14 protein-coding genes and 1 riboswitch are annotated in these 16,234 nt (G+C 48.2%); of the genes, 1 reads left to right on the top strand and 13 read right to left on the bottom strand.

Going from position 1 to position 16,234, the window contains the following annotated elements:
* Window positions 1-53: 53 nt before the first annotated feature.
* From srtD to DRW41_RS14685, 4 genes are all read right to left on the bottom strand, one after another.
* Window positions 54-635, bottom strand: a complete 582-nt coding sequence (gene srtD / locus DRW41_RS14700; RefSeq protein WP_115452802.1) for a class D sortase, LPxTATN-specific — start codon at window positions 633-635, stop codon at window positions 54-56.
* A 179-nt stretch (window positions 636-814) separates the two neighbouring features.
* On the bottom strand, window positions 815-1,606 hold the full coding sequence (gene sdhB, locus DRW41_RS14695; protein ID WP_245959447.1) for a succinate dehydrogenase iron-sulfur subunit: 792 nt from the start codon (window positions 1,604-1,606) through the stop codon (window positions 815-817).
* Between the two features lie 6 nt (window positions 1,607-1,612).
* Complete coding sequence (sdhA, locus tag DRW41_RS14690; protein WP_115452757.1) at window positions 1,613-3,370, bottom strand: succinate dehydrogenase flavoprotein subunit; 1,758 nt, start codon at window positions 3,368-3,370, stop codon at window positions 1,613-1,615.
* A 57-nt stretch (window positions 3,371-3,427) separates the two neighbouring features.
* Window positions 3,428-4,036, bottom strand: coding sequence for a succinate dehydrogenase cytochrome b558 subunit (locus DRW41_RS14685; protein ID WP_115452756.1), 609 nt, complete (start codon window positions 4,034-4,036; stop codon window positions 3,428-3,430).
* Between the two features lie 360 nt (window positions 4,037-4,396).
* On the opposite strand from DRW41_RS14685, the gene DRW41_RS14680 reads away from it, so the two are divergent.
* Window positions 4,397-4,858 (top strand): YslB family protein, encoded by a 462-nt coding sequence (locus tag DRW41_RS14680; protein ID WP_245959446.1) that lies wholly within the window; start codon window positions 4,397-4,399, stop codon window positions 4,856-4,858.
* Window positions 4,859-4,903: 45 nt separating this feature from the next.
* On the opposite strand, the gene DRW41_RS14675 is transcribed toward DRW41_RS14680, so the two are convergent.
* From DRW41_RS14675 to DRW41_RS14635, 9 genes are all read right to left on the bottom strand, one after another.
* Window positions 4,904-6,133 carry an aspartate kinase gene (locus DRW41_RS14675; RefSeq protein ID WP_115452755.1) on the bottom strand — a complete coding sequence of 410 codons (1,230 nt, stop codon included), beginning with the start codon at window positions 6,131-6,133 and terminating at the stop codon, window positions 4,904-4,906.
* 115 nt (window positions 6,134-6,248) lie between these two features.
* A riboswitch (Lysine riboswitch) is annotated at window positions 6,249-6,428 on the bottom strand.
* A gap of 69 nt (window positions 6,429-6,497) precedes the next feature.
* Window positions 6,498-8,270 carry an excinuclease ABC subunit UvrC gene (gene uvrC / locus DRW41_RS14670; RefSeq protein ID WP_115452754.1) on the bottom strand — a complete coding sequence of 591 codons (1,773 nt, stop codon included), beginning with the start codon at window positions 8,268-8,270 and terminating at the stop codon, window positions 6,498-6,500.
* A gap of 18 nt (window positions 8,271-8,288) precedes the next feature.
* Window positions 8,289-9,737 (bottom strand): hypothetical protein, encoded by a 1,449-nt coding sequence (locus DRW41_RS14665; RefSeq protein WP_115452753.1) that lies wholly within the window; start codon window positions 9,735-9,737, stop codon window positions 8,289-8,291.
* A gap of 506 nt (window positions 9,738-10,243) precedes the next feature.
* Window positions 10,244-11,164, bottom strand: coding sequence for an FTR1 family iron permease (locus tag DRW41_RS14660; RefSeq protein WP_115452752.1), 921 nt, complete (start codon window positions 11,162-11,164; stop codon window positions 10,244-10,246).
* A gap of 47 nt (window positions 11,165-11,211) precedes the next feature.
* Entirely contained in the window at window positions 11,212-11,970 is a 759-nt protein-coding gene (locus DRW41_RS14655; RefSeq protein ID WP_115452751.1) for a hypothetical protein, read from the bottom strand.
* A 73-nt stretch (window positions 11,971-12,043) separates the two neighbouring features.
* On the bottom strand, window positions 12,044-12,811 hold the full coding sequence (locus DRW41_RS14650) for a glycosyltransferase family 2 protein (protein WP_115452750.1): 768 nt from the start codon (window positions 12,809-12,811) through the stop codon (window positions 12,044-12,046).
* Window positions 12,808-14,268 (bottom strand): alkaline phosphatase family protein, encoded by a 1,461-nt coding sequence (locus DRW41_RS14645; protein WP_115452749.1) that lies wholly within the window; start codon window positions 14,266-14,268, stop codon window positions 12,808-12,810. The genes DRW41_RS14650 and DRW41_RS14645 overlap by 4 nt, the downstream gene beginning before the upstream one ends.
* Window positions 14,268-15,218, bottom strand: coding sequence for a lysylphosphatidylglycerol synthase transmembrane domain-containing protein (locus tag DRW41_RS14640; RefSeq protein WP_115452748.1), 951 nt, complete (start codon window positions 15,216-15,218; stop codon window positions 14,268-14,270). The genes DRW41_RS14645 and DRW41_RS14640 overlap by 1 nt, the downstream gene beginning before the upstream one ends.
* Window positions 15,208-16,155: an NAD-dependent epimerase/dehydratase family protein gene (locus DRW41_RS14635; RefSeq protein ID WP_115452747.1), complete on the bottom strand. Its 948-nt coding sequence runs from the start codon at window positions 16,153-16,155 to the stop codon at window positions 15,208-15,210. The genes DRW41_RS14640 and DRW41_RS14635 overlap by 11 nt, the downstream gene beginning before the upstream one ends.
* Window positions 16,156-16,234: the final 79 nt, after the last annotated feature.

Raw genomic sequence — 16,234 nt, 5'->3', positions numbered from 1 at the left:
ATTCAATGGACACTTTAGGAAGCAAGACAGTATGAATTATGAAATCTAATAGGTCAGCCGCCGTTTGCTGGCTTTGCATAAATGATATATCTTTCTGGGGCATTTCCTACATAGCTAAAAGGATAGCAAGTGGTTAGGATCAATTCTTCCATGTCATCCTGCAGTGTAATAATTGTCCGGTCATCCGCATCGACTATTTTCGTTCCTGTGATTTCATATAGTGTTTCTGTTTTGGGCATTCGGATATTTAAAACATCCCCTGCCTTCAGCTCGCCAAGCCGCCTGAATACGGTATCCCGATGGCCTGAAAGAACAATCTGGCCGCCATCTCCGGGGAAGTAGGAACCTTGAAAATGGCCGACGCCTTTTTTCAGGTCATCTGGGTCGGTCCCTTCGACAATCGCAAGTTCGGAGTTTATTGCGGGGATTTCGAGAAGGCCGACAATCTCCCCGAAACCGGGTTTGGGAGTTTCCACTGCCGGCACATCCCCGGGCTTATCCGCCCCCGCTTCAAACGACCCGCTTGTGACGAGCCTTTTAGCCTCCTCAAGGGACCGGCCGCTTTCCATCTGGGTCTCGGCGAGTTGAAAACCGCCAACTATGATAACCGCGATGCCCGCGATGATAAACATCATTGGAAATATCGTCTTTCCTTTCAAATGCCTCCCCCTTCCCGGTTTTGTTTCTTCAATTATAACAAAATGGCCGTCATCGGCATACCGCCGCCCATAACCTTGCCAATAACGCCCTCAGTTGTCCGAAATACAAAAAGCTGCCCCACCATGCCGGGACAGCTTTAAAGTTTCCTATTCTCTTAAGCCCGGTCGCTTCCGAAGAAGTTGCGGAACGACTGGAATGTTGTTTCGCGGTTAAGCGCGGCAATTGAGGTCGTAAGTGGAATGCCTTTCGGGCAGGATTGGACACAGTTCTGCGAGTTGCCGCAGTTCGCAAGCCCTCCATCACCCATGATGGCATTCAGCCTTTCCGCCTTGTTCATTTCACCAGTTGGATGTGCGTTAAACAGGCGCACCTGGGACAGCGGGGCGGGGCCAATAAAGTCCGACTTGCTGTTCACATTCGGGCAAGCCTCAAGGCAGACGCCGCACGTCATGCACTTTGACAATTCATATGCCCACTGGCGCTTTGTCTCAGGCATGCGCGGTCCAGGGCCCAAATCATACGTTCCGTCAATCGGGATCCATGCTTTGACCTTTTTAAGGGAATCAAACATCCTGCTCCGGTCAACCTGAAGGTCGCGGACAATTGGGAATGTCTTCATCGGTGCGAGACGGATCGGCTGTTCAAGCTTGTCGATCAACGCGGTGCACGATTGGCGCGGTTTCCCATTGATGATCATTGAGCAGGCACCGCAAACTTCTTCAAGGCAGTTCATTTCCCAAGTGATCGGGGTTGTCTTTTTCCCGTCTTCAGTGACCGGGTTCCTGCGGATTTCCATCAATGCGGAAATAACATTCATATTTGGTCTATAAGGCAGGACAAACGTTTCTTCATAAGGGGCGGAATCCGGTGTGTCCTGGCGTGTGATGATAAACTTAACTGTCTTCACTGCTGCTGAAGCCTTTTCGGCTGCCATAGTTTCAGTCATCCGTTTCTACTCCCCTTTCTGTTTCGAGTAATCGCGCTTGCGCGGCTTGATCAATGAAGTGTCGACTTCTTCATAATGGAAAGCCGGAGCCGATTTTTGGCCGGTGAATTTGGCCATCGTTGTTTTAAGGAAGTTTTCATCGTCACGGTCAGGGAATTCAGGCTTGAAGTGGGCCCCCCTGCTCTCGTTACGGTTCAATGCCCCGATAGTGATGACTCGGGACAGCTGGAGCATGTTCTGAAGCTGTCGGGTAAACGCGGCCCCCTGGTTGCTCCATTTTGCCGTATCATTGATATTTATATTGTCATATCTCTCAAGAAGTTCCTGAATCTTTTCATCCGTCTGGCGCAGCTTGTCGTTATGGCGTACAACCGTTACGTTGTCCGTCATCCATTCGCCAAGCTCCTTATGGATGACATAGGCGTTCTCCGTTCCATTAAGCGACATGATGTTGTTCCACTTCGCTTCTTCTTCACGGACATGGCTATCGAACACAGATGCTTCAACCGCATCCGCGCTCTTTTCAAGGCCGTTGATATAGCGAACAGCATTCGGCCCCGCAACCATTCCGCCATAAACAGCCGAAAGGAGCGAGTTAGCGCCGAGGCGGTTCGCGCCGTGCTGGGAATAATCGCATTCCCCGGCCGCGAATAGGCCAGGTATGTTTGTCATCTGGTCAAAATCAACCCATAGGCCGCCCATTGAATAATGGACCGCAGGGAAAATTTTCATAGGAACCTTGCGTGGATCGTCGCCCATGAACTTCTCATAGATTTCGATAATTCCTCCAAGCTTGATGTCAAGTTCATGCGGATCCTTATGGGAAAGGTCAAGGTAGACCATGTTTTCGCCGTTAATGCCAAGCTTTTGGTTTACGCACACATCAAAGATTTCACGCGTCGCGATATCCCTTGGAACAAGGTTTCCGTATGCAGGATACTTTTCTTCAAGGAAGTACCAAGGCTTCCCGTCCTTGTATGTCCAAATCCGGCCGCCTTCACCGCGGGCGGATTCACTCATCAGGCGAAGCTTGTCATCCCCCGGGATTGCTGTCGGATGAATCTGGATGAATTCGCCGTTCGCATAGTAAGCGCCTTGCTGGTAAACAATCGCCGCTGCCGAACCGGTGTTGATGATCGAGTTCGTCGATTTTCCAAAAATAATCCCTGGCCCGCCAGTCGCCATGATGACGGCGTCCGCAGGAAACGCCTTGATTTCCATGGAAGTAAGCTGCTGCGCCGTAATTCCGCGGCAAGTCCCTTCTTCATCAACGATGGCACCGAGGAATTCCCAGCCCTCATACTTTGTTACAAGGCCGGACACTTCAAAACGCCGGACCTGCTCATCGAGCGCATAAAGAAGCTGCTGGCCGGTTGTCGCTCCGGCAAATGCGGTGCGGTGGTACTGTGTGCCGCCGAATCGGCGGAAATCAAGAAGACCTTCAGGCGTCCTGTTGAACATAACCCCCATGCGGTCGAATAAATGAATAATGCCAGGCGCCGCGTCGCACATTGCTTTTACAGGAGGCTGGTTGGCGAGGAAATCGCCGCCGTAGACAGTATCGTCAAAATGCTCCCATGTGGAGTCGCCTTCACCTTTCGTATTGACGGCGCCATTAATGCCGCCCTGTGCACAAACGGAGTGGGAACGCTTTACCGGTACAAGCGAAAACAATTCCACCTGTGTCCCGGCTTCAGCCGCCTTGATGGTGGCCATCAAACCTGCAAGTCCGCCTCCGACAACAATGATCTTTCCTTTTGCCATTCTTGACTCACTCCCTAATTAATTCCTAATCTATCAGGTCCGACCTAATTTTTCAGATTACATAAACGCTAGCAAGGCGCGAATCCCGACAAAGGAAAGGGCAAAAAATAGGCCAATTGTAAAATAGGTGGAAATCCTTTGTGAGCGTGGAGTCACAGTGACTCCCCAGCTGACAAAAAATGACCAGAGCCCGTTCGCGAAGTGAAAAATAGTAGAAATAACGCCCAAGAAGTAAAAAACAACCATGAAAGGAGAACTTAAAATGTCTGCCATCATGTTATAATTTACAGTCGCGCCAAATGCCGCCGCAACCCTGGTTTCCCAGACGTGCCAGCTGACGAATATCAGCGTAACTATACCAGTAATACGCTGGAGCGTGAACATCCAGTTACGGAAATAACCGTATCTGCCCGGGTTATTGTCTGCTGTAAAAGCGATATAAAGTCCATAAATTGCATGGTATAGCAAAGGTAAATAAATCACTACGGTTTCCAGGACAAGCCTGAAAGGAAGATTTCCCATAAAGTCTGCAGTTTTATTGAAGGACTCCGGACCTCCTGTTGCAGAATAGTTCACGAGCAGGTGCTGCATGAGGAAAATCCCAACCGGAATGACTCCCAAAAGCGAATGCAGCCTGCGGTTAAAAAACTCTCTGTTACCCGCCATAATCATACCCCCTAGTTAATACGATGAAGGCTCCCCTCATAGAATATAAACCTATCATCATTGTGAAAAAGTTATGAACCTTCCGTTACATTCGTGTGACATGTTCATTTTACTCCCACTGGATGGGAGCGTCAAGGAAACGTATACATTATTTCTTCCATAAAAGAAAAGTTGAAAATATACTAATATAGGGTTGTCCTTGTGTTGCGGCAATCCTCTGCTTAGCGGGTTATGTTTTTGCCAAATGGTATTTGTGGTTCCATCCGGAGGAACTGTCCAAAAACGGAATTGGTTATAAATTTTAGGCTTACTGCGTTGAAAAAATGTATATAATAGAATGATAGAAAGAGAGGGAGTCCTTTGAAAGAACATACCGCTTCTGAATTGCAGCCGACTGAAACTGTGCCAACTGAAACTGTAAGCAAATTTGGCTATGAATTGATCAGGGAAATCCTTTTGCCTGAACTACTTGGCAAAAACGCCCCTGAACTTCTTTATTGGGCAGGAAAACTCCTTGCCAGAAAATATCCGCTTAAAACAATTGATGAAGTAAAGGCCTTTTTTGTGAGAGCCTCCTGGGGCAGCCTGGACATCCGAAAAGAATCAAAAAATGAAATGGAATTCGAATTGGAAGCCGTGATGCTTCCTTCCCGGGTACCGTCCAAAGCCGAGGCATATTTCCAGCTCGAAGCGGGATTTCTCGCCCAGCAGATCGAAATGCAAAAAGGCGTTACCGCGGAGGCCTTTGAGCATCCAGTCAAACGCTCCCGTATCGCTGTTTTCACTGTAAAGTGGGATAGCAAGGATCCCATCGGAGCATAGTGAAAAAGCCCCCTTCACATTAAGAAGGGGGCTTTTTCCGTTTATCTATGCATGGATTTCGCTGCCTGATAGGGCAAAGGCATCATGCAAAGCTTCAACCGCGGGAACCATGAATTTATCTTCGATTACAACCGAAACTTTTATTTCCGATGTGCTCACCATTTTTACACGGATTCCGTTATCCGCCAGGACGATAAACATTTGCGCGGCTACGCCCGGATTCGATACCATTCCGGACCCGACAATCGATACCTTCGAGAGGCCGGTTTCCGTTTCAATTTTTCCATAGCCCAAAGCTTTCCTGCTAGCTTCCAGCACCTCGATCGTTTTCTCTAAATCTTCAGTTTTGATAGAGAAGGAAAGGTTCGCCGTCCCATTGCCGGTAATATTTTGGATGATAATATCCACGTTAATGCCATTCTTGGCAAGTGAAGCAAAGATTGCGGGAAGGCCGTTCAGCGATTCCGCCAGCCCGATTACGGATACCCGTGTAATTTGATCTTCAAATGCAACACCGCGAACAATTAAATTTTCTTCCATGGATACTTCCTCCTCAATAAGTGTCCCTTCCTCTTTTACCATGCTGGATCGCACGACAAGCGGGATGGCGTAGTTCTTTGCGAATTCAACGGCCCTTGGATGAAGGACACCCGCACCGAGATTGGCTAGCTCAAGCATCTCGTCATAGGATACAGAAAGCAGCTTTCTCGCATTCTTCACAACCCGAGGGTCTGTCGTAAATACACCTGTAACGTCCGTATAAATATCGCAGCGGCTTGCTTTCAAGGCTGCGGCGAGGGCAACGGCTGTCGTATCCGAACCGCCGCGTCCTAGCGTCGTGATCTCCCCGTGGGATGTAACCCCCTGGAACCCGGCGACGATGGCCACTTTTCCAGCCTCAAGCACTTCCCGCACCCGTTGCGGATCAATATCCATAATGCGCGCGTTCCCGTGAACATCTTCAGTTTTTATCCCGGCCTGCCAGCCTGTAAATGAAGCTGCCTCCATACCGAGCGCATTCAGCGCCATCGATAGCAGTGAAATGGTCACCTGCTCACCGGTGGAAAGGAGCATGTCCATTTCCCTTTTTGAAGGGGACGAGGTAATTTGTTTTGCCAGTCCCACAAGTTCATCCGTCGTTTTCCCCATCGCCGATACGACGACCGTAACACGGTTGCCTTTTTCGCATTCTTCGATTACACGCCTTGCCACGTTCATGATCCGTTCCGGCGTTCCCACAGAGGTGCCGCCGAATTTCTGTACAATAATCGCCACTGTTCCCCCTACTTTCCTTTGCTGTTTTCATTTTTTGAAGTAAGGTATCTGCACAAATAAAAAAGGGCAATGAGAGTCATCTCATTGCCCGGATACGTGATTGTTCTACGCATCTATGTGAGATAGCCCTCCAGGATTAGTAAACCCTGACAATCCTGCACTTATTCAATGCAGGACCAGCAAGCGTCCGGAATGGATCCATTCGCCGCTTCGGCGGTCTCCCCTTTCAAAATCCTTCATGGAATCCATTCTTCTCCGGATTTATACTCTTGAAGCCCGCGCCTCTACCTTCACTTTAGAATTCAAAGTGATAGTATATGAAATTAACCATCATTATAGCACAGCTTTTTTTTATTCGCCAACCCTAACTGTTCAATTTTTTCAAGAGTTCTTCGGCGATTGGCCCCGGTATGCCAAGACGAATGATCTCCTCCGGTGTCGCTTCCTTCATTTTTTTCACCGAACCAAAATTTTTAAGAAGGAGCTTTTTCCGTTTTTCGCCTATCCCTGGTATGGAATCAAGAATTGATTGGAACGCGCTCTTTCCGCGGAGCTGCCTGTGGAACGTAATAGCAAACCTGTGGACTTCATCCTGGATTCGCTGCAGCAGGTAAAATTCCTGGCTGTTGCGCGGCAGCGGGACGATTTCCAATGGATTTCCGAACAGAAGCTGGGATGTTTTATGTTTTTCATCCTTTACGAGTCCAGAGAGCGGAATATCAAGCCCAAGCTCGTTCTCTAGAACATCCCGGACCGCTTCGACATGCCCTTTTCCACCATCGATGATAATCATGTCCGGCAGCGGTAGGCCTTCCTTCAATGCCCGGGTGTATCGTCTCCTCGCGACTTCCCGCATCGATTCATAATCATCCGGGCCTTTAACCGATTTGATTTTGTATTTGCGGTATTCCTTTTTATACGGCTTCCCATCCATGAATACAACCATCGCAGATACTGGGTCCGTGCCCTGGATGTTTGAATTGTCGAAGGCCTCAATCCGGTTCGGGGGGTGGATGCCAAGGAGCGCGCCAAGATTGTCTACCGCTTTGATTGTCCGGTTCTCATCTCGTTCAATGAGTGAGAATTTTTCATTGAGGGCAATTTGTGCATTTTTCACGGCAAGCTTGACGAGATCCTTCTTTGGCCCGCGCTGCGGCTGAAGAACCTTTACTTCGAGAAGCTGCTCGGCCATCGGGCAGTCGACGCTGTCCTGGATGAGGACTTCCCTTGGCTTAATATGGTTTGCCTTTGAATAAAACTGACCCAGGAATGTCAGCATCTCCTCCTCCGGCTCACCGTATACGGGAAACAGGGAGACATCCCGTTCAATCAGTTTTCCTTGGCGCACAAAGAACACCTGGACGCACATCCAGCCTTTATCGACGAAATATCCAAAAACGTCCCGGTCGGTAAAATCGGTCGTCGTCATTTTTTGTTTTTCCATTGTCGCTTCGATATGCGCTATCTTGTCGCGGAATTCTTTGGCCCGTTCAAAATCAAGCTGCTCCGCGGCCTGGGACATTTTTTCGGTCAGCTCTTTTTTTATTTCCTTATAGCCGCCATTCAGGAACCTTGTAATTTCATCGGTCATCTGTTTATACTCCGATTCAGGCACCTGTTTTACGCAAGGCGCAAGGCACTGCCCAAGGTGATAATAAAGGCAGACGCGGTCGGGGAGTGTCGCGCATTTCCTGAGCGGGTAAATCCGGTCGAGAAGCTTTTTCGTTTCATTGGCCGCCTGGACATTCGGGTAGGGACCGAAATACTTCCCTTTGTCCCGCTTCACCTTCCTTGTGATAATCAGCTTCGGATGCCGCTCGGCCGTCAGCTTGATGAACGGATACGTCTTGTCATCCTTGAGCATGATATTGTATTTGGGGTCATGTTTCTTAATCAGATTCAGTTCAAGGATGAGCGCTTCAATATTGGATGAAGTGACAATGTATTCAAAGTCCTCGATTTCCCCTACAAGACGCTGCGTTTTCGCATCGTGCGAACCCGAGAAATACGAGCGCACCCTGTTTTTCAGGACCTTTGCCTTTCCCACATAAATGATCGTCCCCTGCCTGTCCTTCATCAAATAGCATCCAGGCTGGTCCGGCAGCAGCGCGAGTTTTTGCTTGATAATTTCATTCATTTGGCCGGCCGCCCCCTCTCAATTCTTTTTCCATCTATATAAGGTTATATCGTTGTAGATCGGCTCAAATAGCGGGTTTGAATGAAACTCCCCCGCTTCTTCAATTTTACCATGGATGTCCACTCCCTGCTCCATAAAGCCTTCAGCCACTTTCCCCGTCAGCAGGATTGTATAATCTTCATATAACCCTGAATCATACAAGAATACATCATAGGTGAAAATTTTCTTATGTGAAAATGGAACCCGAAGGTAATCGAAAACGCGTGACTCTTCATGTGTGTACACCATTACTTTTTCCCCCATGCTTCCCACATACTCAGCCACCTGATAAACAGCCGGGGGCTCCGCGGACTGCATCCGCAGCAATTTTATCCCCGTATAGGCCTGGGCGGCGACGAGCAAGGTGCATAGTATCGTGACTACTTTGCCAGGCTTTTCTTTTAAAAGAACCGCCATCAAAATGATGATGGCCATCCCCGATAACGGAAGGGCATGCCTGGCTTTCTCAATATTTTGCGCAAAAAGCGCCCAAAGGAAGTACGCGGAAAACAGCCAGATGAGAATTATGGCAAAACGATCCGGGAGCCGTTTGCTAATCGTTATTTGATACAATCCTATTATGGCAAGGATTCCAAATAGGCAGGCAAGAAAGATGGAATGTGCGGACATGCCTGTCCAAAACATGTTCCCTGCCGCAAGGGTATACAACCTCTCCCAAATAGGCGCAGAAGAACTCGCCGCGGTTCCGCCCCATTCCTCGAAATGTCCGCCCGTAAACGAAAGCGCTAGAGTAAAAAATCCCTTTATGCTTCCCTCAGTGGCAATCAGCCCCGCAACCCAAATTAGCTGGAACAGGAATGCAATTGCCGCGTACCGGATTAGGGCTCCAGCCTTCAAGCCCCGGGAACGCCATTCCCGCAACAACAACAAGCCGGGTCCCAATACGAATGGAATATAGGAAAGCCTGATTCCAAGGAGGATTCCCAGCCAGAACAAAGTGGGGATAATTGTTTTTTTTGCCGGTTTTAAAAAAGCGGTTTGCAGGCTCCAAAGGAACCACCATAATGACGCAAGGGCGGCGCCTTCCGACATCGGCTGGTTGACGGACACAAGCAGGAAACTGGATGTAAACAGAGCCGCGGTAGCGAGGATGCTGTAATTTCCTGTACCAAGCGACTTGAACATCCTATAGACAGGGTATAAAGAAGTTACATAAAAAAGCCCGTTGAAAAGCGAAAGCGCCTTGGCCGGGTTGTCTGTAAAAAAAGAGATTATTTTTCCTCCAAGGATGAAATATGGATATCCAGGAAAATGCGGCTGCATCGCCAGTAGGTCAAACCTGTTGATGGCCAGCGCGAAATCAGCCGCATCAAAAGAAGAGATATAAGGATTTATATAATAAAAAAGTGCGAATGCCGCAATGAGGATTGCCAGGAGAGAATACAGCTGAAGGGCTCTCTCTCCCAACGAATGTGACACTTTCAATACATCACCATCTTTGAAGGTAAAATAAGAATAATTGGGCTGCCTATTAAACTTAAGAAACTTCTGACTCGATTGCATCAGTTTTCTGAAAAGCTGTCAGAAATAGGGGCGGCTTTGGACACGCATTCCTTGAAAATTCACTTTACTGTCCAAACATCGAGCTTCTTTGGACAGACACCCCTCGATAATTCACTTTGCTGTCCAAACATTAGGCTTCTTTGGACAGACACCCCTTGAAAATTCACTTTGCTGTCCAAACATCGGGCTTCTTTGGACAGATACCCCTTAAAAGTTCACTTTACTGTCCAAACATCGGGCTTCTTTGGACAGACACCTCTCGATAATTCACTTTGCTATCCAAACATCAGGCAGCTTTGGACACTTACCCGCCAAATTTCCCAAAACCAGTCCAAACATCAAATATCCCCGCCTAATATTAAAAAGACCAAAAAGTACAAGGCGGCCGCCTTGTACTTTTAATATCGCCATTATTTCGCCTGGGCTTCCGTTGTGCCCGCGGTATTGAAATGCTTTTCCCTGGCAGGGGCTTTCTTTTCGCCGGAGGACGTCAGCAAATAGATTGCCGCAAAATAACCGAGGTAGGCCATTACTTCCTCAATCGACGGCATGGAGGAATAGCCGAACAATGCTTTCAGGAAGATGCCGACATCGCCGGAAATTAGCGGTGACGTCCCCGTATCACGGAGATAGTGCGCATAGTCAATCGGATGCTCCGGCATGAACCAGGTGATATCGTACACATGCGGCATGACGCTGCCGATCAGATTAATATCCTGCATCATCGAAATCGCCTGGACGAGCAGGCCAGCTGCAATCAGGATAATGAACGCGCCCGTAACCTTGAAGAAGGTTTTCAGCGGGACCCGCATTGTTCCGCGGAAGAAGAAGTAGCAGACAACGGCTGCAATCAGAGCACCGGAGATTGCACCCCAGCCCTGCATTGCGGCTCCGATATTACCGCCGGTAATCGCGGCGAAGAAGAATACTGTTTCGATCCCTTCCCTGAGGACGACGAGGAATGAGTGGATGACCATTCCGATGATATTACCAGTCGAAATGAACTTGTTCATCTTTCCTTCCACATTGCCTTTTATATCCTTGCTGTGGGCAGCCATCCAGAAGACCATCTGGGTTAACAGGATTGTCGAGACGACCATGATGCCGATTTTGAGATAAATCTCGCTTCCCATCGCGGCAAAGCCGGTAAACACGACCTGGAAGAGCATCGCGATCCCAATGCTCGCCACGACGGCAAGCCCGGCTCCAAGCCATACATATTTAGTGTATTGCTTCTGGCCGACCCTCTTAAGGTAAGTCGTAATGATCCCTACAATCAACAAGGCTTCCAATACTTCACGGAAGGTGATCAATAATGCTTGAATTTCCACAGCTGTTTCTCCTCCTGCCGTCGATTACTCCGCCATCAGGCGCGGCTTTACTTTTTTCTCTTTCTTGCTGTATAAAGAACTACTCCAACAATGACAGCGGCAATCAGGATGATTGGAATCCAGTTCCTCAGGTTGGAAACATCGGTCCAATCCTTTTTTCCGCTATTCGTTTCCACTTCGCTCGCGCTTTCGGAAAAATGGCCGACTTCAAGGTTCTTTATCTCGAATTGTTCCTTGAGCGCGGATAGAATTTCGTCTTTTCTAGTTTTAAATTCATCAAGGTTAGGTTCTTTCTTCCCAACCCCAAACAGGCCGGGATTTCCAAGCGCTTCAAGCGCCGCGTTGAAATCATCGCGTATTTCTTTATCAGCAGAAGCGTCCTTCGCCTCTACCTTTGGCGAAATCGCCTCATAGGTTGCAAAGCCTTTGGCAAGCAGCTTTTTGCTCGTATCAAACTCGCTGAAGTTCTTTTCAATGCTCTCAAGCCTCCTGGCTATATTCAGGACAAGGAGCTTTTCCATATTTTCAATCGCCTGGACCTTTTGTTCCTTTTCCAGGTTCTCTTGAATGATGCTTCCAGGCTCAGGGCCCATATGCATATCAATTTCTTCCTTCACTGTACCGAACAATGCAAGAGCATCTATATAATTCGGAGGGTTTTCGTTTAATTTTACAACCACTTCTTTATATACTTCGGCTACCTTTTCCTCGTTTGGATCTCCATACGAATAGGCTTGGACTCCGTTCGCCGGAAATCCACTGAGAATGAAAATCAATACGAGGCAAAAAAAAGAAAGTCGTTTCATCTAATCTGTCCCTCCCAATCACAATGATAATGATTATCAACATCATTGTCAATGTAACAATAGTCGTTGTCATTTATTTTTCATATTTTTCGGTCACATGTTTTCCATATTTAACTTTCTGCTGCTCCGAAACCTGGTCTACCTTTAATACAGGTTTCCTCATTTCACGGATAATCGCTGGCAGCACGGATGTCATGTAGGCCTTGAATTTAATGAAGGATTCCCCTGTTTCCCTTACCTGGTAACGGATCGGAATTTCTTTCATCCTGAATCCCTTCCTTAGTAGATTCAGCGTAATCACCTGTGCATAATTGTAATCGTGCTCGATTTCGGCATGCTCCATCGCGAGCCTGGAAAAGGCCCTCATCCCCGATTGTCCGTCATAAATCCACCGCCTAAGCAGGATGGATTGCAAAAGGGTGAAGCAATAGTTCCCAATCCTTCTGTTCCAGCGCATCCCCTTTATTGTACCGAGGAAACGGGAGCCCGTTACATAGTCGGCATCACCTGCAAGAATCGGTGCCACCAGGTCAGGAATTTGGTCGGCAGGATACTCATTGTCGGCGTCAATCATGACCCCGATATCGGCGCCAAGTTCCACACAAAGCTGAAGGCCCTTCCGGACAGCTGCACCAAGCCCTTGATTTTTTTTAAAAGAAAAAACATGGTCGGCGCCAGATTCTTTCGCAATGGCGACTGTCGCATCGGTTGACCCGTCGTCAATGACGAGCACTTCCACTTCAACCGACGGATGATAGTACCTCGGAATTTTTCGAATCACTTGCGGTATCGATTCTTCTTCGTTATGGGCTGGCAAAAATACAATAATCTTCTTTTTCATTTCCTGGTGTCCCTTCTGATTGACTCCATCAAAATTGGACCCCGGCTATGGGAAGGGAACGGCGCTCCAAGGAGATAGGCGATTGTCGGGGCGAGCGAAACCAGGCTCCGCTTCTCATCAATCCGTTTTCCTTGTTCGATGGCTGGTCCGTGCATAAAGAATGGCACATACCTTTCCCCTTCATCCAAATGGCCGTGCCCCCCGATACCATCTGCCTGGCCATGATCGGCGCATACAATGAAGGTTGCATTTTCTAGTTTCCCCTTCTGTTTCAGCCAGTTGAAATATTCTTCCGCCAGCGCATCGGCTTCTTCAATCTTTTCAATGTACTCATCATACAGAACGCCGCGGCTGTGCCCAATCTGGTCTGTACCGATCAGCTGGATGATTTGTAAATCCGGGTCTTTTTCATCCATGATCATTTTCGCCCGTTCGATAATATTCCTGTCCGCCTTGTCTTTATGCATGACCGCGGTAACTGTATCAACGTCCCTTTCGCCGAAGGAATCGACAAGGTGGGCAATGCCAAGCAGCGAGCCTTTTTTCCCGACTTTCCGGAGGGAATCAAAAATGCTCTCTACTTTGAGGCCAAGCTTCCAAACCATATTCGAGGTAATCCCATGTTCGAATGGGTATGTACCGGTAAACATCGATGAAAAACAGACAACAGTCCTTGCGGGATAGACCGTTTCCATCAGGCTGTAGTCTGTGCCATTTTTTCGCAAATTATCAAGGAATGGAGTGTTCGCCTGGTCGAACCGTTCCTTACGCATGCCATCGATCACAAAGACGATGACCCTGTTATTTATCGGGCCGGTTGCCGGCTTTTCAGTATCCCTTGTATACGAGGAGTATGGAACTGGTTTCCAGTCAAACAAATACCTGTGTAAAATGAACGCGAACAGAAGAATCGCTGCATAAAACAGGAAGAGGCCGCCTAACTCTCCAAGCCCTCGCGCGGGCAGTCCCGCCGCATAGTCCCAGGCAAGAAGGATCAGAAGGAATTTTGGAAGCTGTTCCTGCGCATTTCCGCTTGTGGAGTCGCTGTTTTTCAGGACCAGCTTCCAGAAGCGGGTAAAATTCAGCCAGTCTGTCCCAATTCTAAGGTGATAATAAAGCGTGCCCCAAAAGAAGACTGTGAAAAAGAAATAAAGCCCCACCGCAAGGAAAATAAGCGGATAATTCACATGATGCCAAACCATTAGGAACGCCATAACCGGCATCCAGATATAATTCCGAAGAAATAACGGGAAATCATAAACAAAATATAGAACGAGCAGCGGAACGACAGCCAAAAAGCCGATTAGCAACTCCGTCAAATATCCGTCCTGCCCAAAGCGGGGAAGGCTGTAAATCAGCATCGTGCCGATCGTGAAAATCGGTGTGAACGGCTTGCCCTCGTTTAGTAGATTCCAACACCTGGCCGCGAATTTTTCAAAAGCAGAAGCTTGTTTCATTAAGCATTTCCTCCAGTGTAACCCTTTTTGCGGAGCTGCCTGATTGTTTTGAAAGGCGTGAAAATCAACAGGGCCAGCCCCGCGGCATATGAAAATACAAATTTATAACCATGGCTAACCAAGGCAACCAAATAGGCCTTGTCCGCCGGAAAATGAAAGCTTGCGAGAGCGATTGCCATTATCGATTCATACGTCGCGATCCCGCCCGGGGTGATTTGGAAAATCTGGCCGCCGACTGTTATGGAATTGACCCAGACTGCCTGGATTGGCCCAAGCTGATTCCCTATCGAGGCCGTGACGCCGAGGACAACCGCCCCTTCCAATAGCCAGCTAAGGGCGGTAAGAAATGCAACAGGGATGAACCTTCCTCCTGTAAAAGCCTCCTTCAGCATGGCGGCGTGTTTCTTAAAAAGCAATGGGTAAAGCCGAAAAACCGCATAGCCGGAAAGGGTGGCAAAAAGGAATCCCAAACCCAATGCCCATCCTGGAATCGCGACAACAAAGCTCTTTTTTAAAAGAAAGATGCCTATTGCGGAAAACAGCAGGAGGATAAAAATATCCAATAAGCGGAGGACAATGACCGAATGCGCGGATTCATCAGCCTTTATGTGTTTTTCCTTATGGCTCAGCATCCCGATTCTAAAAGCGTCACCGATTTTGACAGGGAAAAGGTGGTTGACTGCCAAGCTGAGCAATATCGCCTGTAGGCAGCTGCCGAATCTTGCCCGGTTTCCAAGGTATAGCTTCCATGCCACAGATCTTAGGGAGAATGACAGGAAATATGCAGCTGTCACCGCAATGATGATCAGCGGGTTCTCAACGAAAAAATCCGCCAGTGCAGCCCTCACCGCTTCCCCGCTAAAATGCCTTGCAGACAAGTATAGGAAAAACAACACGAGTGATACCCCGCCCGCGTACAGGATCCTTTTTATCCACAGCCTATTTTTCATAGCTTTTCGCCCACTCCACCGTCCTGGCGATGCCCTCTTCAAAGCTAATTCGCGGAGAGTAATCTAGCTCTCTTTTTGCCTTCGTTATATCAGCCCAGGTGAAGTTGACGTCGCCTACCCGCCGTCCGGACCTCAACACTTTTGCGTCGGGGAAATGCCCTGCCAGTGTATCGGCGACCTTTTCAATGGAAATCGGCTGCGCGGAGCCGAGATTATACACTTGATTTCCTTTGGCACTTTTAACCGCGGAAAGAATCCCGCCGACACAATCATCAATATAGGTATAATCCCTTGCAGTTCCCCCGCCAAAAAGAGTGATTGGCTCGTTACGGATCAAATTTTTAATAAATCCCGGTATTGCCATATCCGGCCTTCCCCATGGTCCGTATACTGTAAAAAATCTGAGGATGGTCATCTGGAAGCCATACAGCGCAGCATACGCATGGCAAAAGGATTCCGCCCCGTATTTTGCTGCTGCGTATGGAGATACGACCCGTCCTGCTGCCATTTCCTCTTTTACAGGACTGTTGGGAAGGTCGCCATAAACTGAAGAAGAAGAGGCGAACAACACATGCTTGACATTCGTTTCCCCTGAAAATTTCAGGACATTGACAGTCGCTTTTATATCATAATCGACATATTCAAGTGGAGCCGTGAGCGATTTTTGGACGCCGGGTATCGCGGCTAAATGGATGACGCAGTCCGCCCGGAACTTTTTAAATAGCAATCCCACTTCTTCATCATCAGTAAGGAGGCCTTTTTTTAAAAAAACAAAGCTCCCCGCCTCCCTGGCAAATTCGAGCTGCTCCTTTTTCCTTTCAGGAGGATAATAATGGTGCAGTTCGTCAATAACAGCAAGCTCATGGCCTTCCTTCAGCAGGGCCCTGACAAGATGAGAGCCGATAAACCCGGCACCGCCCGTCACTATGATCTTCATTGGCCAAACGCCTCTTTCGTCTATGTAATGGTTGCCGCTAAACATGAAAACAGGAAAAACCTTGCTTGGCTGACAAGGT

Source organism: Neobacillus piezotolerans (assembly GCF_003362805.1).
In the GTDB taxonomy this organism is placed as follows: Bacteria; Bacillota; Bacilli; order Bacillales; family Cytobacillaceae; genus Bacillus_D; species Bacillus_D piezotolerans.
Note: the sequence above shows the minus strand (reverse complement) of the source record. Positions and strands in the feature narration are given on the sequence as shown.